Origin of the sequence: Halorussus limi, assembly GCF_023238205.1 — an archaeon.
GTDB lineage: Archaea > Halobacteriota > Halobacteria > Halobacteriales > Haladaptataceae > Halorussus > Halorussus limi.
In genome coordinates this window covers 1,243,657-1,270,295 of record NZ_CP096659.1, presented here as the reverse complement: position 1 = coordinate 1,270,295, position 26,639 = coordinate 1,243,657, and the positions used below count along the sequence as shown (strand labels likewise).

At 65.3% G+C, this 26,639-nt stretch carries 23 protein-coding genes; 9 read left to right on the top strand and 14 right to left on the bottom strand.

All coding sequences use genetic code 11. The features are described 5' to 3' along the window. Positions 1 to 65: 65 nt before the first annotated feature. Genes M0R89_RS06530 through M0R89_RS06520 form a run of 3 tightly spaced genes read left to right on the top strand, consistent with a single transcriptional unit; the run spans position 66 to position 3,336 of the window. A complete protein-coding gene (locus M0R89_RS06530) occupies positions 66 to 2,030 on the top strand; it encodes a BGTF surface domain-containing protein (RefSeq protein WP_248651754.1) in 1,965 nt (654 codons plus the stop codon). Between the two features lie 56 nt (positions 2,031 to 2,086). Continuing rightward, entirely contained in the window at positions 2,087 to 2,917 is an 831-nt protein-coding gene (locus M0R89_RS06525; protein WP_248651753.1) for an Sjogren's syndrome/scleroderma autoantigen 1 family protein, read from the top strand. A 26-nt stretch (positions 2,918 to 2,943) separates the two neighbouring features. Then, positions 2,944 to 3,336 carry a universal stress protein gene (locus tag M0R89_RS06520; protein WP_248651752.1) on the top strand — a complete coding sequence of 131 codons (393 nt, stop codon included), beginning with the start codon at positions 2,944 to 2,946 and terminating at the stop codon, positions 3,334 to 3,336. Here the strand turns inward: M0R89_RS06520 and M0R89_RS06515 are convergent. From M0R89_RS06515 to M0R89_RS06450, 14 genes are all read right to left on the bottom strand, one after another. Beyond that, positions 3,323 to 3,628 (bottom strand): hypothetical protein, encoded by a 306-nt coding sequence (locus M0R89_RS06515; RefSeq protein WP_248651751.1) that lies wholly within the window; start codon positions 3,626 to 3,628, stop codon positions 3,323 to 3,325. The two genes, M0R89_RS06520 and M0R89_RS06515, sit on opposite strands and share 14 nt — an antisense overlap. A 208-nt stretch (positions 3,629 to 3,836) precedes the next feature. Further along, the gene (locus M0R89_RS06510; RefSeq protein WP_248651750.1) at positions 3,837 to 6,281 is read right to left on the bottom strand and encodes a DEAD/DEAH box helicase; all 2,445 of its coding nucleotides are present in this window, start codon (positions 6,279 to 6,281) and stop codon (positions 3,837 to 3,839) included. 63 nt (positions 6,282 to 6,344) lie between these two features. Further along, positions 6,345 to 7,409, bottom strand: a complete 1,065-nt coding sequence (locus tag M0R89_RS06505) for a DUF7972 family membrane protein (RefSeq protein ID WP_248651749.1) — start codon at positions 7,407 to 7,409, stop codon at positions 6,345 to 6,347. Positions 7,410 to 7,502: 93 nt separating this feature from the next. Then, positions 7,503 to 8,087, bottom strand: coding sequence for a dolichol kinase (locus tag M0R89_RS06500; RefSeq protein ID WP_248651748.1), 585 nt, complete (start codon positions 8,085 to 8,087; stop codon positions 7,503 to 7,505). A gap of 2 nt (positions 8,088 to 8,089) precedes the next feature. Further along, complete coding sequence (glyS, locus tag M0R89_RS06495; RefSeq protein WP_248651747.1) at positions 8,090 to 9,841, bottom strand: glycine--tRNA ligase; 1,752 nt, start codon at positions 9,839 to 9,841, stop codon at positions 8,090 to 8,092. Next, positions 9,838 to 10,686, bottom strand: a complete 849-nt coding sequence (locus M0R89_RS06490; RefSeq protein WP_248651746.1) for a CBS domain-containing protein — start codon at positions 10,684 to 10,686, stop codon at positions 9,838 to 9,840. Before M0R89_RS06490 ends, glyS begins: the two co-directional genes overlap by 4 nt. A 112-nt stretch (positions 10,687 to 10,798) precedes the next feature. Next, positions 10,799 to 11,332 carry a GrpB family protein gene (locus tag M0R89_RS06485; protein WP_248651745.1) on the bottom strand — a complete coding sequence of 178 codons (534 nt, stop codon included), beginning with the start codon at positions 11,330 to 11,332 and terminating at the stop codon, positions 10,799 to 10,801. 96 nt (positions 11,333 to 11,428) lie between these two features. Beyond that, the gene (locus M0R89_RS06480; protein WP_248651744.1) at positions 11,429 to 12,016 is read right to left on the bottom strand and encodes a DUF7529 family protein; all 588 of its coding nucleotides are present in this window, start codon (positions 12,014 to 12,016) and stop codon (positions 11,429 to 11,431) included. Positions 12,017 to 12,099: 83 nt separating this feature from the next. After that, positions 12,100 to 12,567, bottom strand: a complete 468-nt coding sequence (locus M0R89_RS06475; RefSeq protein WP_248651743.1) for a DUF7555 family protein — start codon at positions 12,565 to 12,567, stop codon at positions 12,100 to 12,102. Beyond that, entirely contained in the window at positions 12,568 to 13,899 is a 1,332-nt protein-coding gene (locus M0R89_RS06470) for an ABC transporter ATP-binding protein (protein WP_248651742.1), read from the bottom strand. Further along, complete coding sequence (locus tag M0R89_RS06465) at positions 13,896 to 14,978, bottom strand: ABC transporter ATP-binding protein (protein ID WP_248651741.1); 1,083 nt, start codon at positions 14,976 to 14,978, stop codon at positions 13,896 to 13,898. The genes M0R89_RS06470 and M0R89_RS06465 overlap by 4 nt, the downstream gene beginning before the upstream one ends. Further along, complete coding sequence (locus tag M0R89_RS06460; protein ID WP_248651740.1) at positions 14,978 to 16,372, bottom strand: ABC transporter permease; 1,395 nt, start codon at positions 16,370 to 16,372, stop codon at positions 14,978 to 14,980. The genes M0R89_RS06465 and M0R89_RS06460 overlap by 1 nt, the downstream gene beginning before the upstream one ends. Position 16,373: 1 nt before the next feature. After that, positions 16,374 to 17,390 carry an ABC transporter permease gene (locus M0R89_RS06455; protein ID WP_248651739.1) on the bottom strand — a complete coding sequence of 339 codons (1,017 nt, stop codon included), beginning with the start codon at positions 17,388 to 17,390 and terminating at the stop codon, positions 16,374 to 16,376. Between the two features lie 217 nt (positions 17,391 to 17,607). Next, complete coding sequence (locus M0R89_RS06450; RefSeq protein ID WP_248651738.1) at positions 17,608 to 19,488, bottom strand: ABC transporter substrate-binding protein; 1,881 nt, start codon at positions 19,486 to 19,488, stop codon at positions 17,608 to 17,610. A 296-nt stretch (positions 19,489 to 19,784) separates the two neighbouring features. On the opposite strand from M0R89_RS06450, the gene M0R89_RS06445 reads away from it, so the two are divergent. From M0R89_RS06445 to M0R89_RS06420, 6 genes are all read left to right on the top strand, one after another. Further along, complete coding sequence (locus tag M0R89_RS06445; protein WP_248651737.1) at positions 19,785 to 19,955, top strand: DUF7556 family protein; 171 nt, start codon at positions 19,785 to 19,787, stop codon at positions 19,953 to 19,955. A gap of 100 nt (positions 19,956 to 20,055) precedes the next feature. Continuing rightward, entirely contained in the window at positions 20,056 to 20,475 is a 420-nt protein-coding gene (locus M0R89_RS06440) for a PPC domain-containing DNA-binding protein (protein ID WP_248651736.1), read from the top strand. A gap of 1 nt (position 20,476) precedes the next feature. Beyond that, positions 20,477 to 24,013 carry a DNA polymerase II large subunit gene (locus M0R89_RS06435; RefSeq protein WP_248651735.1) on the top strand — a complete coding sequence of 1,179 codons (3,537 nt, stop codon included), beginning with the start codon at positions 20,477 to 20,479 and terminating at the stop codon, positions 24,011 to 24,013. Positions 24,014 to 24,150: 137 nt separating this feature from the next. Continuing rightward, complete coding sequence (locus M0R89_RS06430; RefSeq protein WP_248651734.1) at positions 24,151 to 24,492, top strand: DUF7130 family rubredoxin-like protein; 342 nt, start codon at positions 24,151 to 24,153, stop codon at positions 24,490 to 24,492. 49 nt (positions 24,493 to 24,541) lie between these two features. Further along, positions 24,542 to 25,441: a ketopantoate reductase family protein gene (locus tag M0R89_RS06425; RefSeq protein WP_248651733.1), complete on the top strand. Its 900-nt coding sequence runs from the start codon at positions 24,542 to 24,544 to the stop codon at positions 25,439 to 25,441. A gap of 115 nt (positions 25,442 to 25,556) precedes the next feature. Continuing rightward, on the top strand, positions 25,557 to 26,582 hold the full coding sequence (locus tag M0R89_RS06420) for a lysylphosphatidylglycerol synthase transmembrane domain-containing protein (protein WP_248651732.1): 1,026 nt from the start codon (positions 25,557 to 25,559) through the stop codon (positions 26,580 to 26,582). Positions 26,583 to 26,639 lie beyond the last annotated feature (57 nt).

The following is a 26,639-nucleotide window of genomic DNA, read 5'->3' as shown; positions in this document are numbered from 1 at the left end:
GTCGTCGGTTCGTTACGGGGACGACCCCGGAAAACTGATACGCCCGGCGATACGTCGTTCGGCTGATGCCCTCTCTCCCGTCACCAGACGGTTCCACCTCCAGAGCGGCCGTCGCCATCGCAGTCTTGGCAGTCCTCGCCGCGTCGTTCCCGGCGGCCGCCGTCACCGGCGTCGAATCTGCGACCACGTCCGGCGGCACCGCCGACCGGAAGATCTGTCCGCAATCACTCGAACCGACCGGCGCAAGAGGACTTCCCGAGAACGCCACGTCGCCTCCGACGCCGAACGAGTCCGCGGACCTCTCCGTCGCCCTGGGCGATATCGCGACCGTTCCCCTGTCGGTCCCGGCGGGCGCGAACGTCACCGTCAGGGTCGGGTCCGACGACGGGTACAGCGCCAGACTCAGCGTCCGCGACGATGGTGACGGGCGAGTCCGACTCCTCGTTAACACCTACCTCGCGGGGAACCGGACCACCGTCGCACCCGGCACGTACCGGGCCGCAGGTGACGACGCCGTGACCGTCACCGGCGGAACCCCGGCCCCGCCGCTGGAACCCGGCACTTACCCCATGACGGTTCACCGGAACGGGACCGTCGTCGGGGAGCGCGAGTTGACCGTGACCGGGCCTTCGTTCGAGTCCATCACCGCCCGTCGCGCTGTCCCTCGACTGTTCGACGCGCCGAATGCCAGCGCGATTCGAGCGGCGAACCGAAGCGAGTTGACCGCCTCGCTCCAGTCGGGGGAGCACGAACCTGAAGTCGTCGAGGGCGAGACGCTTCTGCTCCGCATCGACGCGCCGAGCCTCCTCGGTGCAATCGCCGCCCAGTCCAGAAACACGACGACCGAGCGGTTCCTCGCGCTTCACGAGGAAACGGAACCGGAGACCGACGAGACGTTCGAAATCAGTGGTCCGTGCGGTGGCATCCTGTTCCACGAGACCGTCACCGAGGGGGGCGCTCGCATCTTACTCGACTACCGCGCTGGCGCGGCGTACATCTTGCTCGATACAACAAATCTCGAAGGGACGGAAGCCGGAGGACAGACCGTCTACGTCGAGGTCTCTCCGGAGAGTCGTCTCGGAGATGCCGGGCGGGAACTGACCACCTCGTTCCGAATCGCTGCCCGTCAGACCGCGATTCGACCGGCCGGAACCGATACCGTTCGACTGACCGCCGACGACCGAGCGACGATTTCCGGCGAAACGAACCTTCTCGCCGATTCGCGCGTCCCCGTCCGGGTGGAGTCGCGGGTCGATTCGACGTTCGAGCGACGGACGACCGCAACGGTCACCGACAACGGCACGTTCACCGCGACGGTAGACCTATCGACCGCCTCGGCTCCGGAACTGTTTGCGGTCCACGTCGGCCCCCACCAGTTTCCCGGGGAAATCGGTGAGCCGCCGGCCATCTACTGGAAGCTGTCCGAATACGGACACCGCCAGCGAGTCACCGACCTGAACATCGGGCAACTCACGCTCCCCGAGGGTGGTTTCCTCGTCGCCTACGAGTACGACTCCTCGACCGACCGGTTCCGACCGGTCGGCTCGACGACCCCGAGCGACGACGACCTCGTGGTGGACTCCCGAACCGAGCCGGGTTACCTCCTCGTCGTCGCACACCGAGACGCCAACGGGAACCGAGCGTTCGACGGCCCGGCGACTGACTCGCCGTACCGGGTCGGCGACCGAGTAGTGAGCGATTGGGTCGGCGTCACCGTCGACGGGGTCGAACCGACCGGGGACGAACCGTGGGCGACGTTCGACGCCGACCGAGCGGTGACGCCGCCGACGGAAACACCGACCGACGACCCCGACACCGCGCCGACCGACCCCGATACGGCCGATTTCACCGTCGGGTCCACTGCAACCACCGGAACCGCTGAGTCCACTGGAACGACCCCGACCACGCCCGACGCTAGCTCCACTACACCCTCCGACGGGACGGATGTGGGGATACCGGGCTTCGGCCCGCTCGTCGCCGCCGTGGCGCTCCTCGGCGCGACGGCGTTGCGTCTGGGAACACGTCGGTGACCTGTGACCCGGCGGGTTGCGAAAACCGGAAAACGCTGGCGTTCCTCTTGACGTACATGAGCAGCGACGACTCGGAGTTCGACAAGGAGGCCGAGCGCGAGAAACTCCGGGAGAAGTACGGTGACGAGGACGAGGACCGCGAGAACACCCGCCGGATGAGCGAACTGCTCCTGCAGGGCGCGACCATGACGGGCAAGCACTGCGACAACTGCGGCGACCCCATCTTCCGATACGACGGTCAGGAGTTCTGTCCGACCTGCCAGCACGAGGCCCAGCAGGCCCAGCAGGCGGACGCCGACGCGGGTCGACCCGGCGGGGCGACCGGCGCCGCGGACACCGCCGACGCGACCCGAACTGCCGACACCGCCGACACCGCGGAAACCACCGACTCCGGCGACCGAGCGGCGTCGGACGCCGACGCCGCGAGCGCCGACGCCGGCGACGAGAGGCGGACGGCCGACCAGCAGGCCGACGGCGAACCCCGCGTCGAAATCAACGACGTTCGGGTCTCCGACCGCCACGCCGACCCGTCGAAGGTGCGCCGACCGCCGTCCCAGACACAGAACCGCGACCGAGCAGAGACGGGGAATCGCGACCGTGCGCGGAACCGCACGTCTTCGCGAGAAAGCGAGCGAGCGCACGACCACCGGCACGCGCGCGGCGCGACCGACCGCGACGCGTCCGCCCGAGGCGACACTCCCGTCCGAACACCTACCTCCGAGGACGCCCGCGACCTCACGCCCGCCCGCGAGGCGCTGGTCCGCAAGCTTTCGGACCTCGCTCGCCGCGCCGAGGAGACCGATGACGTGACCCGGGCCCGCGAACTCCTCGCGGCGACCCGCGAGGCCGCCGAGGCGCTCGCCGCGCTCGACCGGGCAAACCGTTAACCCGCTTCCGCCCGTCGTTCTCGGGCATGGAAGTCCTCGTTCCCATCGACGGTTCCGAGTGCAGTTTCCGTGCGCTCGACTTCGCCATCGAGTTCGTCCGCCGGTTCGAGGCGACGCTCCACGTCGTCCACGTCAGCGACACCGAGACCGACGCGACCGAAGACATCCTGAATCGCGCCAGAGAGCGACTCGACGAGGCGGGCATTCGAGACGAACCCGAAGTTTCGACCGACGTGGACTTGGCGTTCCGTCCGGCCGAACGCATCGGCGAAGACATCCTCTCGCTGGTCGCGGAGCGGGGCTACGACCACGTCGTTATGGGTCATCACGGCAGCGGCACTCTCGACCGGGCGATTCTCGGGAGCGCGGCGCACACCGTCGTCGAAGAAGAGGCAGTCGCGGTAACTATTGTTCCGTAGTCGCAGGTGAGGAGTCGGACCGTCCGGACAGCACGGTCGGTCCCTCGGGGGCCTCCGCTCGCATTCGGGCGAACAGGAGGTCGAGGTCCGGAAGCTCGCGGTCTTCGTCGCGGGTCTCGTGCTGGGGTTCGCCGTAGAGCGTCTGCTCGTCGTACTCCGAACCGGTCTCGTGACACGGTTCGCCGTAGAGTTTCCGCTCGTCGGGCGTGTCGGCGGTCTCGTAGCTCGATTCACCGTAGAGCGAATCGACGCTTCCCGTGTCGTCGTCCGTGGAAGGCCGTTCGTATCTCATTTACTCAGTATCTAATGAACAGTCCGAGTAGGCTTAAGTCGGCGAGGCCGTTTTACTCAGTTTCAGCGGAAAATTACCGGTTACACGCGGCGTACTGCCGAGTAAGCTACGGTTTCCCACACGGGAGCGTCGGAACCGAGCGGAACAACGTCGGCTTTTGGCGAATCGTTCACGACGGTTCACAACCGAGTGGTACCACCACAGACGGCTACCGATCGTATTCGCTTCCGACCACTTCGCGGATTCGCTCGGCGGTGACTTCACCGACGCCTTGAACCTCTAGCAAGTCGTCCTCTCTGGCCGTCATGACCGCCTCGACGGTCTTGAACTCTTCCAGCAGCGAACGCGCGGTCACAGGGCCGATGTCCGCGATGGAGGAGACGACGTACTCCTGTTGTTCGGCCAGCGTCTTGCTCGCCTTCTCGCCGTGGACCGACACCTCCCGGTCGTCGGCCTCCTGCTCGCGGGCCGCGATGACCTCCAGCAGGTCGGCGGTGTCGTCCTCGTCCTCGGTTCGGAGGACGCTCGCGCCGAAGTCCACCGCCAGCGACGAGAGCGCGCCCCGAATCGCGTTCGGGTGGACGTTGCGCTCCTCGTAGAGGCCCTCGCCTTCCAGAATCACGACCGGTCGAGCGTAGTGGCGGGTCGCGTCGCCCACCTGTTCGAACATCGAGCGGTCGCCGCCGGTCAGGGTGTCGAGGAAGTCGGCGACCGACTTGCGCTCTACCACCACGCGGTCGCTCAGCACGTAGTCGCCCACCGAGAGGGTTTCGAGTCGGGTCTCGATTCCCTCGCGGGTCGAGAGGTCCCGCGCGATGGTCGAGTCGAGTTCGCGCTGGTCGGCCACGATTTCGACCGTCTCGTCGTCGGGTTCCGCGGTGGCGACGACGCCCTCTTCGTCGTCCGCGATTTCCGTCGCGTCTGCGGTTCCGTCCCCGCTCTCGGCTTTCTGGTCGGTTGCCTCGTCACCCTCTCCGTCGCTCGCGTCGAACGTCTGCAGTCCGGGTTCCACGTCGCTCCGCGAGTCGCCGTCTCCGTCGCCCGACCCGCCGGAGCCGCCGGCGTCGAAGTCCCCGAGTTGGCGCTGGGAGTCGTCTAACTCCTCTTCGACCTCGTCGGCGACGCCCTTCAGTTTCCGCATCTCTTCTTCCATCTCGTCCTCGCGGCGCTTGGAAATCCAGAAGTAGGCCTCGTCGCGGGTGTCCTCGGCGAGCAGGACCGCGACCCGGCCCTCGGCCTGTCGGCCGGTTCGGCCCTTGCGCTGGATAGACCGGATGGCCGTCGGAACCGGTTCGTAGAACAGCACGAGGTCGACCTCGGGCACGTCGAGCCCCTCCTCGGCAACCGACGTCGAGACCAGCACCTCGAAGTCGCCGCCGCGGAACCGGTCTAAGACCTCCTGTTGCTGTTTCTGGGTCATCCCGTCGCTGCCCTCCTTGTCGCCCTGTCCGACGAACCGCTGGGTGTCGAAGTGTTGCCCGAGGAACTCGGTCAGCGCCTCGGCGGTGTCGCGCGATTCGGTGAACACGATGACGCGCTCGCCGTCCTGTATGCCGAGCGTCTCGGCGATGCGCATCCTCGCACGGGAGTATTTCGGGTGGAGGTCGTCGTACTTCTCGGCCCTGCGCATCGCCTCCTTGACTTTGGGTTCGGAGACGAACCGCTGGCTGGCCTTCGATGCGCCCGAGGACTTGGCGGCGTTGCGCTGGCGCTCGAAGTACCGCCGGAGCGCCTCGACGCTCTGGGTCTCGACGTAGGTCACTGCGGTCCGGAGTTTCCGAATCTCGGCGAGCGCCGACATCCCCTGATACCCCTCCGACTGGTCGTTGTCGATGAGTTGCTGAAGTTCCGCTCGCATCTTCTTGATGTCGGTCTCCGAGAGGTCCGCGCTGGTCTTCTTGGTGATGCCCAGTTCCTTCAGCTTCGCCAGTCGGTCCTCGACGACCTCGTTCAGGGTGTCGCGAATCTCCAGCACCTCGTCGGGCAACTCGACGCGCTCCCACTCCACGTCGGTGTCGTGGGTGTACTCCTCCACGTCGGAGTCCTCCTCGGTCATCACTTCCACGTTGTCGATGCCGAGATTCTCACAGACCTCCAGAATCTCCTCCTCGTCGCCGCCCGGCGACGCGCTCATCCCCGTGACAAGCGGGTCCTCGGCGTCCTGATGGTAGCGCTCGGCGATGTAGTTGTAGGCGTAGTCGCCGGTCGCGCGGTGGCACTCGTCGAAGGTGACGTGGGTCACGTCGCGCAGGTCGATGCGGCTTCCCACGAGGTCGTTCTCCACGACCTGCGGGGTCGCGATGACGACCGAGGCGCTCTGCCAGAGTTCCGTGCGCTCGTCGGGTCGGACCTCCCCGGTGAAGACCACGATGTCGTCGTCGGGAACCCGGAGGGCTTCCCGGTAGAAGTCGGCGTGCTGGTTGACGAGCGGTTTAGTCGGCGCGAGCAGGAGGCTCTTGCCCCCGACGTCGGCCAGTCGCTCGGCGGTCACCAGCAGACTCACGGTCGTCTTCCCGAGACCGGTCGGCAGACAGACCAGCGTGTTGCGGTCCTTCGCCGACCCCGCGAGTTGCAACTGATACATCCGGCGCTCGATGAACTCCGGGACGAGGAGTTCGTGGTCCACGTACTGCTGGTCCCCGGTCGTCGCCATTCGTGGCAGGGTTAGTCGCCCTCCGGTTAAAGCGTTCGCGTTGCGTGGTGAAAGTGAAACGGCTCAGTCGTCGGTGTCCTCGGTTATCGCCTCGAACGGCGTCGCCTCCTGGGTCGGCGTCGTGAACGGCGTGATGGCCGCCGTGCGTTCGGAGACGACCGAGAGTCGCAGGACGTACGCGAACAGCACCGCAAGCGGGGCCGCGCTGGCGGTCACGAACACCAGGGTCAGGGCCGACAGCTGACTCGCAGAGAGGACCGGGTGCGGCGTACTGATGAACATCTCCAGCAGACCCATCGCGGTGAAAATCACGGGGAGGCCGATGTACATCAGGTTTCGGGACAGTCGCGGGAGTTCCGCCTGAATGTAGACCGTCTTCAGGTACTGGCGCGCGACGTCTATCTGTTCGAGGCCGGTGACCAGTCGTTCGAGGCAGTCCTCGACGTCCGACGTCAGTTCGTCCCCGTACTCCGTCTGCAAGCGCGAAATGTGATAGATGTCGTTGGAGTAGTTGGTGTTCAGGCTGACGACCAGCGCCTCGAAGGTGGTCGTATCCTCCGCTTCGAGTTTCAGTTTCGAGCGGCGAATCTGTTCTTTGAGCGGGTCGAGAACCTCGTCGATAGCGTCGGCGGCGTCGCTGTCGACGTCCGAACGATGTGCTTCGAGGTCGCGAATCGAGTCCCGAACGCCGCCCAGAAGCACGCTGAGGAACATCGCCGGGGTCGGCGGTAGAACCCTCTCCTCGACTAACTCGGACGAGGCCTCGCGGTAGGCGATAGTGTCCTCGATCTGCGTTCGCAACTCGCCGGGCGCACTCAACTGCCGCGAGATCACGAGTTGATTGATGGAGATGACGATAGTGAGCAGGGTGAAGTTGCCGCCGATGATGCCGCTCAGTACGTAGTACAACGGAACGAGTCGCTGACTGGTCACGCCGGCGTACAGTTCGAGGGCGGCGACCACGCCGAAGAACGGGACGAGGAGAACGCCCGCCAGAAGCAGTCGATTCCCGGACAGAAAGACCAGTTCGTGTATCCGAGACAGTCGCTGCCGGTAGCCGTGACGGCCGGGGTTCACGTCGGGTCCGGCCACTTCTCCGTCCGCTGCTCCGTCCGCCTTCCCCTCCATGTCGAAACCTACGGGCACTCGTTCGGAAATCGGCCGTGCGAGTTCCGGCCGTTCAGACAGCGGCCCGGAGTCCGGCCGTCTCGGACGGCGCTCTCACACCGTCGCCGTCGGCAGGTACCGCAACGCGAGATACATCACGACCGCCGACACGACCGGAATCGTGATGTTGTCGTCGATGACGTACCCCGCGATGATGGGCTTCATGCCGTCGGCCAGCGTCGCGGCCAGCGCGCCCAGCACCGCCGCCGCCACGGGGAGCCCCGACAGACTCGTGATGAGCAGACAGACGCCGAACGTGAGCAGGAGCGTGTGGGTCGCCTTCACGCCCAGCTCGCCCGATCCCGCGAGGCCGCTGATGGGGTCGGCGATGGTCAGCATCAGCATCGCGGGGATGGCGACGCGAGCCTCGAAGGCGAGCGCGGCCACGGTCATCCCGAAGATGTAGAGGGCGTAGCCGGCGAGGTTCTCCTGCTCGTACTCGCGGGTCAACTCGTCGAAGACCCGCCAGTCGAGGCCGACGAACAGCCGAACCACCTCCAGCACGAGCGTGGCGACCGAACTCGCCACGAGCAGGAGCCGTAGCTGTTCGTAGCTCGCGAGGCCCAGCAGGTACAGCGCCGGATACCCCGTCCCCGAGACGTGGACGAGGCGGCGCTTGACCTCGCTGTGTAGCGACACGGTTACTGTTCTGCTTTGGGGGCGTCCAGTTCCGCGAAGGTGGTCTCGCCCTCGCGGAGGGCCGCGAGCAGGTCCGGAAGCTCCGATATCGGTACCCGAACCTGATCGGTCGAGTCGCGCTCGCGGAGGGTGACGGTGTCTTCCTCCAAGGCCTCGTAGTCGACCGTCACGCAGAACGGGGTGCCGACCTCGTCCTGTCGCCGGTAGCGCCGACCGATGTTCCCCGAGTCGTCGTAGGTCACGTCGAAGCCCTCCGAGCGGAGGTCCTCCGTGATTTCGCGGGCGGTCTCGCCCATGCCGTCTTTCTCCATCAGCGGGAAGACGCCGACGAAGGTGGGCGCGACCGCGGGTTCGAGCGAGAGGCGCTTGCGGGTCTCGCCCTCGATTTCGTCCTCGCCGTAGGCGTGGGCGAGGACCGTATAGACGACGCGGTCGATGCCGATGGACGGTTCCACGACGTGGGGCATGACGTGTTCGCCCGTCTCCTTGACCTCCTCGACGGAGAAGCCGGTCTTCTCGGTCGGGATAGCGTACTCCTCGCCGCCGACCTCGACGGTCACTTCCTCGTCGTCGAAGGCCGCGCGGTCGCGCTCGGCCAGCAGTTCGAGTTCCTCGGCGACTTCCGCGGCCTCACCGCCGAACTCCGGACCGAGGTAGCTCATGTCGGGGTCCACCGTGGCGCGCTCGACCACCTTCGGTTCGTCGTACTGCTTGAAGATGGTGAAGTCGTCGTCGGAGTACTCGTGGTGTTTGCTCAGGTCGTAGTCGCTCCGGTAGGCGAAGCCGGTAATCTCTATCCAGTCGCCGTCTACCTCCGACTCGGCGTCCCAGCAGTCGGCGGCGTAGTGGGCGAGTTCGCCGCCGAGGTGCTGGCGGAACCGGAACCGGTCCATGTCCACGCCGATGGACTCGTACCACTGCTTGCCGACGCCCAGATAGTAGGCGACCCACTCGTGGACGATGCCCTCTTCGACCGCCTCCTCGACGGTCTTGTAGACGTAGCCGCCGTCCTCTTTCTCCTGCTCCTCGGCCGGGTAGAGTTTGAGTTCCACGTCGGCCACCCGGTCGAGGTCGGGTTCGTCCTCCGTGGGGTCGATGAAGTGCTCCAACTCGGCCTGCGTGAACTCCCGGACCCGGACGATGGACTTCCGGGGGCTGATTTCGTTGCGGTAGGCCTTGCCGATCTGGGTGATGCCGAACGGAAGCTGGTTGCGGGCGTACTCGGCGAGTTGCGGGAACTCCACGAAGATGCCCTGTGCGGTCTCTGGCCGGAGATAGCCCGGCGAGGAGTTACCCGGACCGATGTTGGTCTCGAACATCAAGTTGAAGTCGTCCACCGGAACGCCGCCGAGTTGCGCGCCGCAGTTGGGACACTGCAACTCGTGTTCGGCGATGAGGTCCTCGATGTCCGGAATCGAGATGCTCTCGGCCTCCTCGATGTCGGTGTTGTCCTCCACGAGGTGGTCTGCCCGGTGGCTCTCGCCGCACTCGGGACACTCCACGAGCATGTCGTCGAAGGTGTCGAGGTGGCCCGACGCCTCGAAGACGGGTTCGGGCATCACGGTCGGCGCGTCGATTTCGCGGTGGCCCTCTCGAATCTGGAACCGCTCGCGCCACGTGTTCTCGACGTTCTGCTTGAGCGTCGCGCCCTGCGGGCCGTAGGTGTAGAAGCCCGAGACGCCGCCGTACGCGCCCGCCGACTGGAAGAAGTAGCCCCGGCGCTTTGCCAGTTCCACGAGGTCGTTTCGGGTCACTGTATCGCCTCCAGCAGGTTCACGTCGCGGACGATACCGGTGAGTCGGTCGCCGTTCACCAGCGGAATCTGCTCGACGTCGTGGCGGAGCATCATCTGGGCCGCCTCCTTGGCGGTCTTCTCGCCCGAGACGGTCACCACGTCGTCGGTCATGAACTCCCGGACCGGCGCGGCCGGAATCTCGACGTTCCGGGTCGGCAGGTAGCGCTTGCCGACCGCCTTGATGGACTCCCACTTCCAGTCGTCGTCCTCGTCGGCCAGCGAGTCGCCGGTGTCGTCTTCGCCCTCGACCACGCGGGCGACTTCGATGATGTCCACCTCGGTCAGCACGCCGTCCATCTCGCCTTCCTCGTCGAGCACCACGGCGTAGGGCAGGTTCGCGTAGTAGAGTTCGCGCTCGGCGACGGTCAGCGGCACCTCGGCGTAGGTGGTGTTCACGTCGGTCGAGGCGATGTCGCCGACCTCGGCGTCCCCGACGACTTCGCCGTCGGCGATCGCCCGGACCACGTCGGTCACGGTGACGATGCCCTCCAACTCGCCGTCGACGACCGGCACGCGGCGCGCGCCCTCCTCGACCATCAGGGCGGCGACCTCCTCGATGGTGGTGTCCTGCGTGGTCGTCGGAACGTCGCGCATCAGCATCGCGAGTTGGTCTTCGTCGGGGTTCTCGATGAGGCCGTCGCGCGAGACGAGACCGCGGAACTCCTCGGTTCCGTCGCTGTTCTTGACCACGGGAACGGACGAGAACGACCGTTCCTGCAGGTACTCTAGCACGTCGTCGCGAGTGCCCGGAAGCTCCACGGTGACGACCTCCGAGCGTGGCGTCATGGCTTCGCCGACTTTCATACTCGCGCGATACGGGTCGGGGCGCCTTGTAGTCTACGAACCGAGGGTTCCGTTTCGGTCGCTTTCGCTCGTCTCCCTCGGGACCTTCCGGCAGATGGCTTCGCCTACGCCTTCACTCGTCGGGTACCGTTACCGACTCGTCGGACTTAGCCCGCGACAGCACGGACCGACAGAACTCGTCTTTCGCGGCGTTGTACGCGGTGATGTCGCTCGGGTGAGACTCCGCGGCCTCCCGCTTGACGGCCTCGTACTCGTCACGGACATCGGGGTTCGCCCGTAGGTACTCCCTGAACAGCAAATCGTCTCGCCACTGGTCGTCGGACTCCTGAATCAGGTGGAGGTTGTACAGTTGTCCCGAGTCGTCGGTGCGTTGTAGGAACAGCCAATCGCCGGGAATGTGACTCAGTTCGTACCCGTAGAACGTAGCGAGGTTGTCGAGGTCGCCCCAAGCGCCCGGCAGATCGGTCACGACCGCCAATACGTCGATAACCGGTTTCGCACCGAGTCCCTCGACGGCCGTACTCCCGACGTGTTCGATTCTGGACGTGCGTGATTCGAGGAACGTTTCCAGTCGCTCCCGCTCGGCCTCGAAGGTCTCTGCCCACGTCGGGTCGTACTCGCGAATCGTTATCGGAGTCTCGTCCATCGGCGAGACGGTTCGCTACCCGACACGAAATGAGTTGGGGGAGCGCCGACGGAGCGACCGGACGCGACGACGCCTCTCCGAGGGAAATTTGCGCGTTTACTCTTCGTCTCCCGCGTCCTCGTCGTCCAGCACGTCGTCGAACGGCACGTCGTAGCCGGCGTACTTCTCCGGGTTGGGGAAGAACTTCTCCAAGTCGTCGTGGCGGAACGACCCGAGGTGGGTCTCGTCCAGTGTCTGGACGTGGGTGTACATCTCGTCTTCCTCCAGTGCGGTCTTGACCAGTCCGGGGGCGTGGCGCATCTCGAAGTTACCCACGATGAGGATGGCCGTCTCCGAGTCGGGGTCGAGGAGTTGGGTCAGCATGAAGATGCGGCCCTGCACCTCGTTGCGGAACACCCGATACTGCGGGAACTTCCCGGTCTCGATGGCGTCCTCGAACTCCTCGGCCTGATTGTCGGGGATGACGTGGACGAACCCCCAGCGGTCGGTCTCGCCGACGTCCGGGTTCGTCGGCGCGGTGTGGCCCGCGCCGATGGCGACGACGTCCCACCCGTCGTCTTCGAGTTCCGCTTCCATCGCCCGCATGTCGTCGATGGTGCGCTGCCACGCGCCCTTGTGGACCTCCGCGCTCGCGGCGATCTGCTCGGCGTAGTCGGGGTTTTCCCCGTCCCCAGTCTCTGGCATGTGTGCGTCTGACGCCCTTCCGAGGGTAAAACCTGTTGTTTGTGAACCAACGACCGCGCGAAAATCGCGAAACCGACCCCGGCCTACGCCGCGACGCCGAACACCGCTTCCAGCACGAACGACCACACCAGCGTCGCCAGACTCGCGAGGAACATCTTGAACGCTATCGAGAACCGCTCGCTCGGCGGGAGCGAGTACCACGGGAGCGGCGGAATCCGCTGGACCGCGGCCTGAAACCGCGTCTCGTCGCGCGCGTTGACGACCCGACCGTCCGGTTCGTTCCTCGTCACCTTGAGTTCGCCGTCCTCGGTCTCCGTGGTGTCCCACGGCGGGTCCGGCCGGAGTTGGAACGTCGCGTAACCGAACAGCAGGATGCCGAGGACGAACATCACGTACTTCGCTGTGACGAGACCGCCGCCGACCAGCAGGCCGACCAACGCGCCGAGACCGAACACCACACCGGCGACCGCGACGGCGTAGACGACGGCGTCGACGGTCTGTCGAGCGCGCCGGGCAGCCGTGGACGGCGGTTCGGAAGGCGTCGGCGACATCTACCGCTCGGTGTAGGGCACGAACTCGTCGGGTTCGGTGTACTCGGACTTGTGGCGGTGACAGTGGCTCACGCGTCCGGTGTCGCTGACCACGTAGTCGTCGGGTTTCTCGTAGTCGCAGATGCTCCCGAACTCCTCGCGGAGGACTCGCCGCGCCTCCGCCTCGTCGTTGTTCTCGACGTGGTCGGCCGCCTCGTCGACGTACCGCTCTACTTCGCCCGAAATGTCCAAGTCGCCGAACAACTCGTGTTTGATTTCGCCGATGTCGGAGAATCGAGTCTCCATCCCGAGCAGTTCCTTGGCCTGCTCTGTCAGCGACTTGTCGGCGCGCGACCGCTCGCGCAGCACCTCGCGGAACACCTCGATGGCGACCCACACGTCCGAGTCCATGTCCTGATACTTCTCGGGCCGAATCTTCATCGGACACCGGGTCGTGAACGGACACCCCTTCGGCGGGTCGCGGGGACTCGGCGGCGTCCCGCGGAGCGTGATGCGCTCCTTGTTGGCCTTGGGGTCGGGTTCCGGAATCGCCGACAGCAGCGAGTGGGTGTAGGGGTTCTTCGGGTTCTCGAACAGTTCCTCGGTGTCGCCCAGTTCCATGATGTTACCGAGGTACATCACGGCCACGCGGTCGCAGATGTGCCGGACCACGCTCAGGTCGTGGGCGATGAACAGGTAGGTGAGGCCGAACTCGTCCTGCAAGTCCTCCAGCAGGTTGAGAATCTGGGCCTGCACCGACACGTCGAGCGCCGACACCGGTTCGTCCAACACGACGAACTCGGGTTCGAGCGCCAAGGCCCGCGCGATGCCGATGCGCTGGCGCTGACCGCCCGAGAACTGGTGGGGATACCGGTAGTAGTGCTGGGGCTGAAGTCCCACCACGTCGAGGAGTTCGCGCACGCGCTCTCGGCGCTCTTGGGGAGTGTTCCAGTCGTGAACGTCCAGCGGTTCGCGGACGATTTCGCCGATGGTCATCCGATCGTTGAGGCTGGACTCGGGGTCCTGAAACACCATCTGGCTGTTGCGCCGCCAGTCTTTCAGTTCCTTCCCCGAGAGTTCGGTCACGTCGGTCCCGTCGAACAGGACTTCGCCGGAGGTCGAGTCCTCCAGTTGGATGAGCGTCCGGCCGAGCGTCGTCTTGCCGCAACCGGACTCGCCGACGAGACCGAGCGTCTCGCCGCGCTTTATCTCGAAGTCGACGCCGTCGACCGCTTTCACCGGGTTGGAATCGACGATGCCGCCCTCGTCGTAGTAGGTCTTCAGATCGTTGACCTCCACGAGCGTCTCACCCGTGGCGACGCTGACCGACTCCTGTTGGACTTGCTCGCTCATCGTTCGCTCACCTCGCGCTGGCTCTCACGCTGTTCGTGCAATTCGACGGCCTCCTCCTGGGACACGTCCTCGGGATACAGCAGGCAGGCCGCGGTGTGGTCCTCCGATTCCGCGTTCACTTCGACCGACGCGGGGTGGACCTTCGTACACTCCTCGAACGCCTTGGGACACCGCGGTTCGAACCGACAGTAGCTAGCGGGTTCGTTCGGCGTCGGTACGTCGCCCTCGATGGTCGAGAGGCGTTCCGCGCCGGGTTGGTTGCCCGGAATCGACTGGAGAAGCCCCTCGGTGTAGGGGTGTCGGGGGTTCTCGTACAGGTCTTCGACCGGCGCGCTCTCGATGATTTCGCCCGCGTACATCACGTTCACGCGGTCGGACGTCTCCGCGATGACGCCCATGTCGTGGGTGATGAACATGATGGCGAGATTCCGCTCCTCTTGGAGTTCCTCGAGGAGTTCGAGAATCTGGGCCTGAATCGTCACGTCGAGCGCGGTGGTCGGTTCGTCGCAGATGAGGAGTTCGGGGTCGCAGGCGAGCGCCATCGCGATGACCGCGCGCTGGCGCATCCCGCCCGAGAACTCGTGGGGGTACTCTCTGACCCGTCGGGCGGCGTCCGGAATACCGACCGCTTCGAGGAGTTCGATGGCCTCCTCGGTCGCGGCCGACCCGCGGAGGTTTTGGTGGAGGCGAAGCGCCTCCTTGATCTGGTTGCCGACGGTGTAGACCGGGTTGAGCGAGGTCAGCGGGTCTTGGAACACCATCGCGATGTCGCTCCCCCGGAGGTTCCGGTACTGCTTCTCGGTCTTCTCGGTCAGTTCCTCGCCGTCGAACCTGATGCTGCTGCCCTCCAGCACGCGACCGGGCGAGTCAACGAGTCCCATGATCGAGCGGGCGGTGACGCTCTTGCCCGACCCGGACTCGCCGACGATGCCGACGGTCTCGCCCCGGTGGATGTCGAAGCTCACGCCGTCGACGGCCCGGATGACCTCCTTGTCCGTGAAGAAGGCCGTCTGGAGGTTGTCGACCGACAGCAGGGGTTCCTCCTCGCGGCGGGCCGCGGAGGTCTCTCGCTGTGCCATCAGGCACCACCTCCTCCGGCCGCGGCGACTTCAGCGCCGTCGCCTTCGCCGCCTTCGCTTTGCGGGTCGATGGCGTCGCGGATGCCGTCACCCAGCGCGTTGAACGCGGTCACGACCAGCACGATCATCACGCCGGGGATGAACGAGATGTGCCACGACATCGTGGTGACGTACGACTGGCCGATGTCGACCGCGCGGCCCCACTCGGGCGTCGGCGGATTGATGCCGAGTCCGAGGAACGATAGCCCCGCGACGGCGATGATGACGCCGCCGAGGGTCATCGACGAGTACACCAGCAGATAACCGAGGATGTACGGTGCCATGTGCTTGCGCATCGTGACACTCGGTCGCTGACCGAAGCTCTTGGCGGCGTCGATCCACTCCTGTTCGGACACTTGCATCGCGGGTCCGCGTACGGACCGCCACAGGAACGGCCACCCGGTCCCGGCGAAGATGAGCGCCAAGATGAGCGCGCCGCTGTATATCTCGGCTATCCACGTGTTGCCCAACACCACCGACAGTAACATGACGAACAGGAGTCTGGGTAAGGACATTATCGAGTCACCGACGATGACCACCGCGAGGTCGACCAGTCCCTTGTAGTAGGCGGTCAACAGCGCGAACGACGTCGCGATGAGTCCGCTCGCGCCGATGGATATCAGCCCGATGAACAGCGATATCCGCGCTCCCGCGGCCATGAACGTGAACATGTCTTTTCCGGACGGTAACGTCCCGAAGGGGTGCCACCGACCGTACTGGTCGTACTCCATCGGACCGACGTTACGGTCGGCCGTCCCCTGCGAGCGCGACCCGAGGTTGGCCGCCCCGACCGTGATGTTCTCGAGTTGTCCCTCGTCGTTGTAGTACTCGATGTAGTGCGAGTAGGGGTTCGAGATGGTCCGCTCGACCGTCGTCGGGCCGAGTGCGGGCGCGAACATCGCCATCACGACGAACGCGAAGACGATTACCGCGCCGAACTGACCCCATCGGTGTCCCCGGAGGCGGTCAACCATGTCGTCGCGCGGCGTCCAGTCGGCGTAGCGGTAGTTCTCTCGGAAGACGACGTAGCCGCGCCAGAGCCAGACCAACCACAGGAAGGCGTAGGCGTAGATGAGGACGACGCGGAGCGCCCACGCGTAGGCGGCGGGGAGGCCGAGGAAGGTGTCCTCCCAGACACCCTGCGGCGTCACGTATCCGTTGTTCGGGATGATGTCCCGGCTCAGCAGCGTCGGCAGTTCGACGCCCGAACCGAAGAAACCGGTCACGAAGTGGACGACCGCTCCGGCCTCCAGCGCGAACAGGAGTAGCGCACCGACGAGCCAGCCGACCGCCGGGCCGGGGTTCTCCTTGATTCGTTCCAGGAGGGAAGCGTCCGCCTCTCTGTCTACGCTCATATCAGGCACCTCCGTCGTACCCCACGCGGGGGTCGATAATCGTGTACAGGAAGTCTTGCATGATGTTGATGAGGACGACGAGCAGGATGAAGATGAACATCAGCGACCCGACGAGCGGCATGTCCCCGTTCTTGATCGCTTGGAAGAACAGGAAGCCGATACCGCTGATGTCGAACACCGTCTCGACCAGCACCGACCCGCCGATGAGGATGAACGCCTCACCCGTGATAATCGGCACGAGCGGGATGAGCGCGTTCCGGAAGATGTGCTTCCAGACCAGCGAGCGGGGCCGGACGCCCTTCGCTTTCGCGGTCTCGATGAAATTGGAGTTGACGGTCTCCAGCACTGCGGTCCGTCCGATACGCATCTCGTTACCCATCGACGCCGACCCGAGGACGATGGCGGCCGGCGCGATCTTCTTCAGCGCCTTCGTGAACCCTTCGACGGAAGCGAGGTTGCCGAGCGGCGGCGGCCCGGTGACGTTCGTCGAGTAGAGGAACGTCTCCCAGTCGAAGCCGAACATGAACTTCTCGGACTGCGAGAGGACGCTCATCAGGATGACGGCCAGCCAGAAGTTCGGCATGGCTCGCCAGACGATGCCCCCGAACGACGCCACGTAGTCGCTGAACGTGTTGGGGTTCAGTCCCGCGTAGAACCCGAGCGGGATGCCGATGAAGATGGCGATGAGCACCGACCAGAAGCCCAGCCAGATGGTCCGGGGCGCGTAGCTCAGCACCAGCGAGTAGACGCTGGTGTCGGGCTGCAGCACCCACGACTCACCCAAGTCGAAGGTGAACATGTTGATCATGTAGTCGATGTACTGCTGCCAGAGCGGCTGGTTGAGTCCGAGTTGACGCCGGATGGTGTTGTACGCCTGCGGGTCTCCCTGTGGTCCCAAAATCGCGGACACCGGGTCGAGCGGCCCGGCACGAATCACGAGGAAGGTGATCGAAGCCCCGAACAGCAACACCGGGACCGAAAGCAGTACCCGTTTCGCGAAGTATTGCCACCTGCTCACGACGAACCACCGCCGCGACTGCGGCTACTCCCGTCGAATCGTACGTACCCAAACTGGACCGCGCACATGCGTGATAAATTTGAGGGTCCTCTCATTATGTCTTGCGCTTTCGTGTACCACCCCGCTAACGAACGAGAGATGGCTTCTCGACCCGATTCGACGCACTTGAGCGACGGCTATCGGGCGTGCAGTCGAAGAAAAGAAAAACGGCGCGTCGTTACTTGCGCTGGCCGATTTTGACGTTGTTGTACATCTGGCGACTGTAGTCGGCCGCACCGAAGCGGGGTGCGTCGACCCAGTCGTACGTGAAGCGCTCGCTGAAGTCGTGGTAGGCCGGCAGAAGCACCACGTCCTCCCAGTTGGCCTCTTCCATGGCGACGTAGGCCTCGCCGCGCTTCTTCTTGGCCGCGTCGGTCGGCTTGGGGTTGTTCTGGATCTTCTTCCAGGCCTGCTTGGCCTTCTTCGCGGCCTCCGTGCCGGACCAGTTGAAGTACGAGAGCTCGTTGTCCGCCGACGTGTCAGTCTTCGGCGGGTGGAGGAGCTGAAGGAAGTTGTCCGGTGCCGGGTAGTCCATGATCCACCCGAGCGAGTAGGCTTCGAGGTTGCCCTTGCGGCCGCGCTTGAGGAGCGTCGAGAACGGCGCGGTGTTGATGCTCATGTCGATGTAGGCGCTGGCGAGCTTGTCGCGCAGGAGCTTGCCGAGTTCGGGCCACGTGCTCGACGATTCGTAGACCGTGAACTCGAAGCTGAACTTGTTGTCGGGACCGTAGCCCGCCTCCTTCATGACCTTCCGGGCCTGCTTGAGGTCCGTCTTGTTGTAGCCGTAGGGGTAGTTCTCCTTCGCGTGCTTGTCGTACGCGTCGGGACCACCCGGATAGATGGACGGCGGCGTGAAGTGATACGAACTCTCGCCGCGGCCCTTGAACACTTTGTCGACTGCCTGCCCTTGGTTCAGCGCGTAGGCGGCGGCCTGACGGACTGGCTTCGGAACCGCTTCCGCGTTGAAGCCGATGTAGTAAGAGCCGATGGTCGCGACGCCGGTGTAGTTCATCGTCGCGCCGCTCGTCGTCTTGCCGTAGGTACCGATTTTCCGACCGAGTTTGTCGGTCTTCTTGACGTTGACCTTGTCGGCGTTGTACTGACTAGTGGGGAACTGGCCGGCGTGAATCATGTCCGCGTTCTGGTTGACCGTCCCGTAGGTGTACATCGCCTGCGGGTCGGACATGATGTTCCAGTGGATACCGTCCACGTCGGCGGCGCTGCCGTGGTAGTTCTCGAACTTCGAGACCTTGGCCTCGGTGTTGGTGCTCCACTCGTCGAACTTGAAGGCACCTGCGCCGATGGGGTTCTGCGTCGCGAACTTCTTGTGGCTCATCTTGCCCTCGTACCCCTCGATGTCGCCGAGGATGCCCTTCGGCAGGGCGGCGAACGAGGTGTACGCGAGCATCTCGGGCACCGCGTGGAACGGCTCGGAGAGTTCCATCTTGAGCGTGTAGTCGTCCACGGCGGTAACGGCCATGGAACCGGGCTTGTAGACCTCGGTCTCCTTGCCGTCTTTCTTGACAGTCTTCGTCTCGTGCTTGACGCCGATGGAGTCGAGGATGAAGTACCCCCGACGAGAGTTGTCCGAGGCGGCGAGGCGCTCGAACGAGTAGACGAAGTCCTGCGCCGTGACTTCCTTCCCGTTGTGGAACTTCGCACCCTGCTTCAGGTTGAAGGTGTACGTTTTGAAGTCGTCGGAGACCTTGTGGCCCTTGGCGAGTTGGCCCTTGACCTCGATCTCCGCGTTGGGGTAGTTCATCAGGGCGTCGAAGACCTGCTGGATGACCGTCCCGGAGGCGGTGTCGGTCGCCTTGATGGGGTCCAGCGTGGTCATCGTGGAGTTGATGAGTCGGAGGACGTTGGCGTCGTCGCTCGGAGTCTCCGCCTCCTCGGTCGTCGTCTCCTCGCCAGCCGTGGTCGTCTCACCGCTGGTCGTCGTAGTATCTTGGGAGCTATCGTCGTTGCCGCCAGTACAGCCAGCGAGAGCCACAGCCGATGCCGCACCGCCGGTCGCCTGCAGGAAGCGACGGCGACTGAGGTTGTCAGTATCTGTCATCCAACCACCCATTGTAAAGCAGACCGGATAAACTTACCGTTTGTTACTTAGAGAAAGCCCGTCCTAACGCCCGTATTACTTTGACTCTAGACGAATGACGGCCGTTATTTTCTTCTTTTCGGGGTTCGCACCCCAAAGTAGGACGCGGATAAGTCGTGTGGCCGTGGCCCGCGCTCGTGAAAGGTGCCTGATGGTATTGTCGTGTGATAACGATTCCCATCACTTGAACCCTTCGATACCTACCACCGGTCTGCCGTTTCGGAGCGTTTATTAACCCATGATACCATGTCTCACATATGGCCCCGAACACGGCCACTCCGTCGGATTCGGTCGCACAGAGCGAGGTTATGGCCTCGTTAGACGACGATGGTCGCACGGAGCGACTCATCATCGCGGACACGACCGCCGACAAAGCGTGGCTTTCCGTCCCCGTCTCCGGAAGCGTAGCCCTCCAAGACTGGCAGTAGCACCTCTCGGCCTGCCACTCTCGCTTTCTGCGGTGGCGACTCGACTCGGGTAACGAGCCAATACTCAACCTTTTTGCCGCCGGTTCCCGTTCCACGGAACATGAACTACCGGGAGGTCTCAGGAGACCGCGAGTTCGTCGCCAGACTCGGCCACGGCGAGGACTGGCGCGAGGAAATCGAGTCGCTCGCCGCCGACGAGGACGTGGACGCCGCGTGGTTCGTCGCCATGGGCGCGGTACAGGACGCGACCGTCTGGTACTACGACCAGTCGGAGCTAGAGTACCGCGAAGTCGAGTTCGACGAACCGCTCGAAGTCGCCTCCTGCGTCGGGAACGTCTCGTGGTTGGACGGCGACCGATTCGCCCACACCCACGCCGTCCTCTCGCGCAAGAGCGGTCAGACGCTCGCGGGCCACCTCGACGCTGCGACCGTGTTCGCCGGGGAACTGTACATGCGGACCTTCGAGGAGGAACTGAAGCGCGACCACGACGAACCCACCGACCTCGACCTCTGGCTCTAACATGCGGGCCGAGGACGAGCGATACTTCGAGGACCTGGAAGACGACTTAGACGAGGCGTTCGAGGTCGCCCGCGAGGCACGCGCGAACAGCGGCGACCCGAAACCCGAGGTCGAGATACCGGTCGCCAAGGACATGGCCGACCGCGTCGAGAACATTCTCGGCATCGACGGAGTGGCCGAGCGCGTCCGCGAACTCGAGGGCGAGATGAGTCGAGAGGAGGCCGCCCTCGAACTCGCCGAAGACTTCGCGGAGGGTCGCGTCGGCGACTACGAGAGCAAGGCCGGGAAAGTCGAGGGTGCGGTCCGGACCGCGGTCGCGCTCCTCACCGAAGGCGTGGTCGCCGCCCCCATCGAGGGCATCGACAAGGTCGAAATCCTCGAAAACGACGACGGCACCGAGTTCGTCAACGTCTACTACGCCGGACCGATTCGCTCCGCCGGCGGGACCGCCCAAGCCCTGTCGGTCCTCGTGGCCGACTACACCCGCGCGCTGGTCGGCATGTCGGAGTACGAGGCCAGAAACGAGGAAATCGAGCGCTACGCCGAGGAGATAAACCTCTACGACAAGGAGACCGGGCTTCAGTACTCGCCGAAGGACAAGGAGACGAAGTTCATCGCCGAACACATGCCCATCATGCTCGACGGGGAGTCGACCGGCGACGAGGAGGTTTCGGGCTTCCGGGACCTCGAACGGGTCGACACCAACAACGCCCGCGGCGGCATGTGTCTCGTCCTCGCGGAGGGTATCGCGCTCAAGGCACCCAAGATTCAGCGCTACACCCGGAACCTGGACGAAATCGACTGGCCGTGGTTGCAGGACCTCATCGACGGCACCATCGGAAAGGACGACGGCGAGGAAGACGAGGGCGACGACGAAGGCGACGAGGAGAGCGAGGCCGACGCGACGGAGGACGAGGCCGACGACGCCGCGGAGGAAGCGACTGGCCCGCCCCGAGTCGACCCCGCGAAGAAGTTCCTCCGGGACCTCATCGCCGGACGCCCCGTCTTCGGCCACCCGAGCGAGTCCGGGGGCTTCCGCCTGCGCTACGGTCGGGCGCGCAACCACGGGTTCGCCACGGCCGGCGTCCACCCCGCCACGATGCACCTCGTGGACGACTTCCTCGCCACCGGAACGCAAATCAAGACCGAGCGCCCGGGCAAGGCCGCGGGCGTGGTGCCCGTGGACTCCATCGAGGGGCCGACGGTCCGCCTCGCCAACGGCGACGTGCGGCGCATCGACGACCCCGACGAGGCGCTCGAACTCCGGAACGGCGTCGAGAAGATTCTCGACCTCGGGGAGTATCTGGTCAACTACGGCGAGTTCGTGGAGAACAACCACCCGCTCGCGCCCGCCTCCTACACCGTCGAGTGGTGGGTGCAGGACTTCGAGGCGGCCGGCGCGGACGTGCAGGCGCTCCGGGACTCCCCGAGCGTCGACCTCTCGGACCCGACCCCCGACGAGGCGCTGACGTGGGCCACCGAGTACGATTGCCCGCTCCACCCGAAGTACACCTACCTCTGGCACGACCTCACCGTCGACCAGTTCGAGGCGCTGGCCGAGGCGGTCGCGGACGGCGACGTGGTCGGCGGCGAGTTACACGTCGAGTTCACCGAGACGGTCCGGACCGCGCTCGAATGTATTCTGGTGCCCCACCAGCAGGAGGAGACGGAGATTCGCGTCCCCGAGTGGCGACCGCTCGCGCGGTCGCTGGGGGTCGACGACGACCTCGAAAAGACGTGGGACGACCTCTCGCCGGAAGCCCGCGACTGGGGAGAGGCCGAGGACGGCGACAACGCGGTCCGAGCGGTCAACGAAGTCGCGCCCTTCGAGGTTCGCGAGCGAGCGCCGACCCGCATCGGTAACCGCATGGGTCGCCCCGAGAAGTCCGAGAGCCGCGATCTCTCGCCCGCGGTCCACACGCTCTTCCCCATCGGCGAGGCGGGCGGCAGTCAGCGAGACGTGGCGGCCGCCGCCAAGCACGCCCCCGACATGGAGAGCACGCCCGGACTGGTCGACGCGCAGGTCGGCCGCCGGGAGTGCGAGGACTGCGGCGAACACACCTTCGAGTGTAAGTGTCCCGAGTGCGGCGGCAACACCTTCGCTCACTTCACCTGCCCCGAGTGCGGTTCGGTGGTCGAGTTGGACGAGTCCGGGCGTGCGGTCTGCGACAACTGCGAAGTGGAGGCCACGCCGGTCGAGCGTCGAACCATCGACGTCAACGACGAGTTCAGGTCGGCGCTGGAGTCGGTCGGCGAACGCGAGAACGCCTTCGACACGCTCAAAGGCGTCAAAGGGCTGTCGTCGTCGTACAAGACGCCCGAACCCATCGAGAAGGGCGTCCTCCGCGCGAAACACGACGTGTCGGCGTTCAAGGACGGGACGGTCCGGTACGACATGACCGACCTCCCCGTCACGAGCGTCCGCCCCTCGGAACTCGACGTGACGGCCGACCACTTCCGGTCGCTGGGCTACGAGGAGGACATCCACGGCGACCCGCTCCGCCACGACGACCAACTGGTCGAACTCAAGGTGCAGGACATCGTCCTCTCGGACGGCGCGGCCGAACACCTCCTCCAGACCGCCGACTTCGTGGACGACCTGCTGGAGCAGTACTACGGTCTCGACCCGTTCTACGAGTTGGACGAGCGCGACGAACTCGTCGGGGAACTCGTCTTCGGGATGGCTCCCCACACCTCCGCGGCGGTCGTGGGCCGCATCGTCGGGTTCACCTCGGCGGCCGTCGGGTACGCACATCCGTACTTTCACGCCGCGAAACGACGCAATTGCGACGGCGACGAGGACTGCGTGATGCTCCTGATGGACGGCCTGCTCAACTTCAGCAAGGAGTTCCTGCCCGACAAGCGCGGGGGCCAGATGGACGCGCCTCTCGTGATGTCCTCGCGCATCGACCCCTCCGAAATCGACGACGAGGCCCACAACATGGACATCGTGCGGGAGTACCCCCGGGAGTTCTACGAGGCGACCCGCGAGATGGTTGACCCCGGCGAGGTCGAGGACGTGATGACCATCGCCGAGGAGAATCTGGGCACCGACCGCGAGTACACCGACTTCCACCACAGTCACGACACCTCGAACATCGCGCTAGGCCCGGACCTCTCGGCGTACAAGACCCTCGGGTCGATGATGGACAAGATGGATGCCCAGTTGGAACTCGCCCGGAAACTCCGCTCGGTGGACGAGACCGACGTGGCCGAACGCGTCATCGAGTACCACTTCCTGCCCGACCTCATCGGCAACCTCCGGGCGTTCTCCCGGCAGGAGACCCGGTGTCTCGACTGCGGCGCGAAGTACCGCCGGATGCCCCTGACCAAGGAGTGCCGGGACTGCGGCGGACAGGTCAACCTCACGGTTCACCAAGGGTCGGTGAACAAGTACATGGAGACCGCGATTCAGGTGGCCGAGAAGTACGATTGTCGGGAGTACACGAAACAGCGCCTCGAAATCATGGACCGCAGACTGGAGTCCATCTTCGAGAACGACAAGAACAAGCAGGGAAGCATCGCCGACTTCATGTAGTCGCGCCTGCCGTACTCGGCGATTCGTCTCGGGGTAATCATCTCGGCCGCGAACGGGGGTAACGAAATCACCGCTCCGTCGTGTTCCCGCTCGAATCGGCGACGACGTTTATCAGGAATGACGGCGTACACGAATCTATGAGTGGACACGGGGAGCAACCCGCGGAGGACGACGGGGACGTGGAAGCGGTCGAGGAAGCGCTCGAAGTGAGTTTCGGCCAGACCGTCTACGACGAGGACGGCAACGAACTCGGCAACGTCCGCGGACTGGAGGAGGGCGGCTTCTTCGTCTCGACCAGAGAGGGCGTCGAGAGCATGAGCATCGAACACGCCCGGTCGGGCCACGACTTCGGCGAGGCCGAACTGATGTGGCGCTGCACCAACTGCGGCGAGATGGGCGAGATAGACGAGGGGCTTCCCGACGAGTGCCCGAACTGCGGCGAACCCAAGGAAGCGCTGATGTACTGGACCGAGGACTGACGCGCGCGAGACGCACCGATTTTTCTACTCGCAGTCCCGACGACCAGACATGGATATCGTCGTGTTCGGCGCGGGAAGCCTCGGAAGCCTCGTCGGGGGCCTGCTCGCCCGCGAACACGCGGTCACGCTGGTCGGACGCGACCCTCACGTCGCGGCGGTCCGAGAGTCCGGTCTGCGAGTCGGGGGCCAGTTCGACTTCACAGTCCGCCCGGACGCGACCACCGACGGGACCGGTCTCGCGGCCGACCTCGCGGTGGTGACGGTCAAGGCGTTCGACACCGCGGCGGCCGCCGAGGCGCTCGCCACCGGTCGGTTCGACGCCGCAATCTCGCTCCAGAACGGGATGGGAAGCGAGGAGACGCTGGCCGCCAGCCTCGACTGCCCGGTCCTCGCGGGCACCGCGACCTACGGCGCGGTCCGCCGAGAACCGGGCGCGGTGGACTGCACCGGCCGGGGCGAGGTCGTCCTCGGCCCGCGCGAAGGCGGGACCTCCGAGGCGGCCGACCGGGCGGGCCGCGCCTTCTCTACGGCGGGCGTCGAGACCACCGTCGCCGACGACATGCCTCGCCGCCTCTGGGAGAAACTGGCGGTCAACGCGGGCATAAACGCGACTACGGCGCTGGCGCGGGTCGAGAACGGCGCGCTCCTCGACGGCCCGGCCAGCGAAGTCGCCGGGGACGCCGCCCGAGAGACGGCCCGCGTCGCGCGGGCCGAAGGCGTCGAACTAGGAGACGACGAGGCGGTCGAGGCGGTCGAGCGCGTCGCCCGCGCCACCGCCGCGAACACGTCCTCGATGCAGCAGGACGTGCTGGCGGGCAGACGGACCGAAATCGAGTCGATAAACGGACACGTCTGCGCGCGCGCCCGCGAGCGAGGCAAGTCGGTGCCGGTCAACCGGACCTTAACGAATCTGCTCCGAGCGCGGGAGCGAGACCGCCCACAGGATTGAATTGCCCCGACGACGCTGTTAGCACAGTAGACATGCCGATGCGCTCACCGTCCCACCCTCCGGCTTCGAGTGGAGATTCCGACATACTGATTAGTGCAGACGGCAAGCACTGCCCATGAACGGCGCGCAGTTGCGAACTACCATTATCGGGTTTCTCGGGACGTTTGCCATTCTCGGCCTACTGCTGTATCTGGTCGGCGTCGAGGGGTTCGTTCAGGAACTCCGGCACGCCGACACCGAGGCGGTGGCGCTCATCGTCGTGGTCACAATCGGGTGGCTCGCCGCGTGGGGCTTCGGCCTCCGGACCGTCCTCGACGTCCTCGGCGTCGACGTGTCGTTCGTCAAGTCCTTCTTCATCCTGAACGGCGCGATGTTCTCGAACAACATCACGCCCTTCGGGCAGGCGGGCGGCGAACCGGTGACGGCGCTCCTCATCTCGAAGGTGGCCGACACCGAGTACGAGCGCGGACTGGCGGCCATCGCGAGCGTCGACTCGCTCAACTTCGTCCCGTCCATCGTCCTCGCGCTGGGCGGCGCGGCGTTCTACGCGACCCAGACCTCGTTCGGCCGCCGGCTCCGACTCGCGACGGCGGCCATCGTCGTTCTCTCGATCGCCGTCCCCTTCGCCGGCTTCTTCGGCTGGCGCAACCGGAACGCGCTTCGGCGCGCCATCGCGCGGGTCCTCGCGCCGATACTCCGACTCGTGACTCGGGTCGCGCCCGTCGACGTGTCGCTCAGTCGCGAGACCCTCGAAACGCGGGTCGGCGAGTTCTTCGACTCGATAGAGCGCGTGGCCACGAACCGGCGCGGACTGGCCCTCGCGCTCGTCGCCTCGACGGCGGGGTGGGTCTGCCAGATGGTCGCGCTGTGGCTGGCGTTCGCGGCTATCGGTTCACCGGTCCCGTTCGCCGTCCTCCTGTTCGTCGTCCCGGTGGGCGCAATCGCCGGTATCACGCCGCTCCCCGGCGGTGCGGGCGGCATCGAGGCGGTGCTCGTCGGACTCCTCTCCAGTCTCCCCGGCGCAGGGGTCAGTACGGGAACCGCCTTCGCCGCCGTGATTATCTTCCGGGGCGCTATCTACTGGGTGCCCGTCACCATCGGCGGCGGCGTCGTGAGCGTGGTCGGCGTCGATTCGGTGTGAGAAACAGACCGTCGTTCTCCGCTCGACTCTTCGTTCTCGACGAACCGCGACGATTCG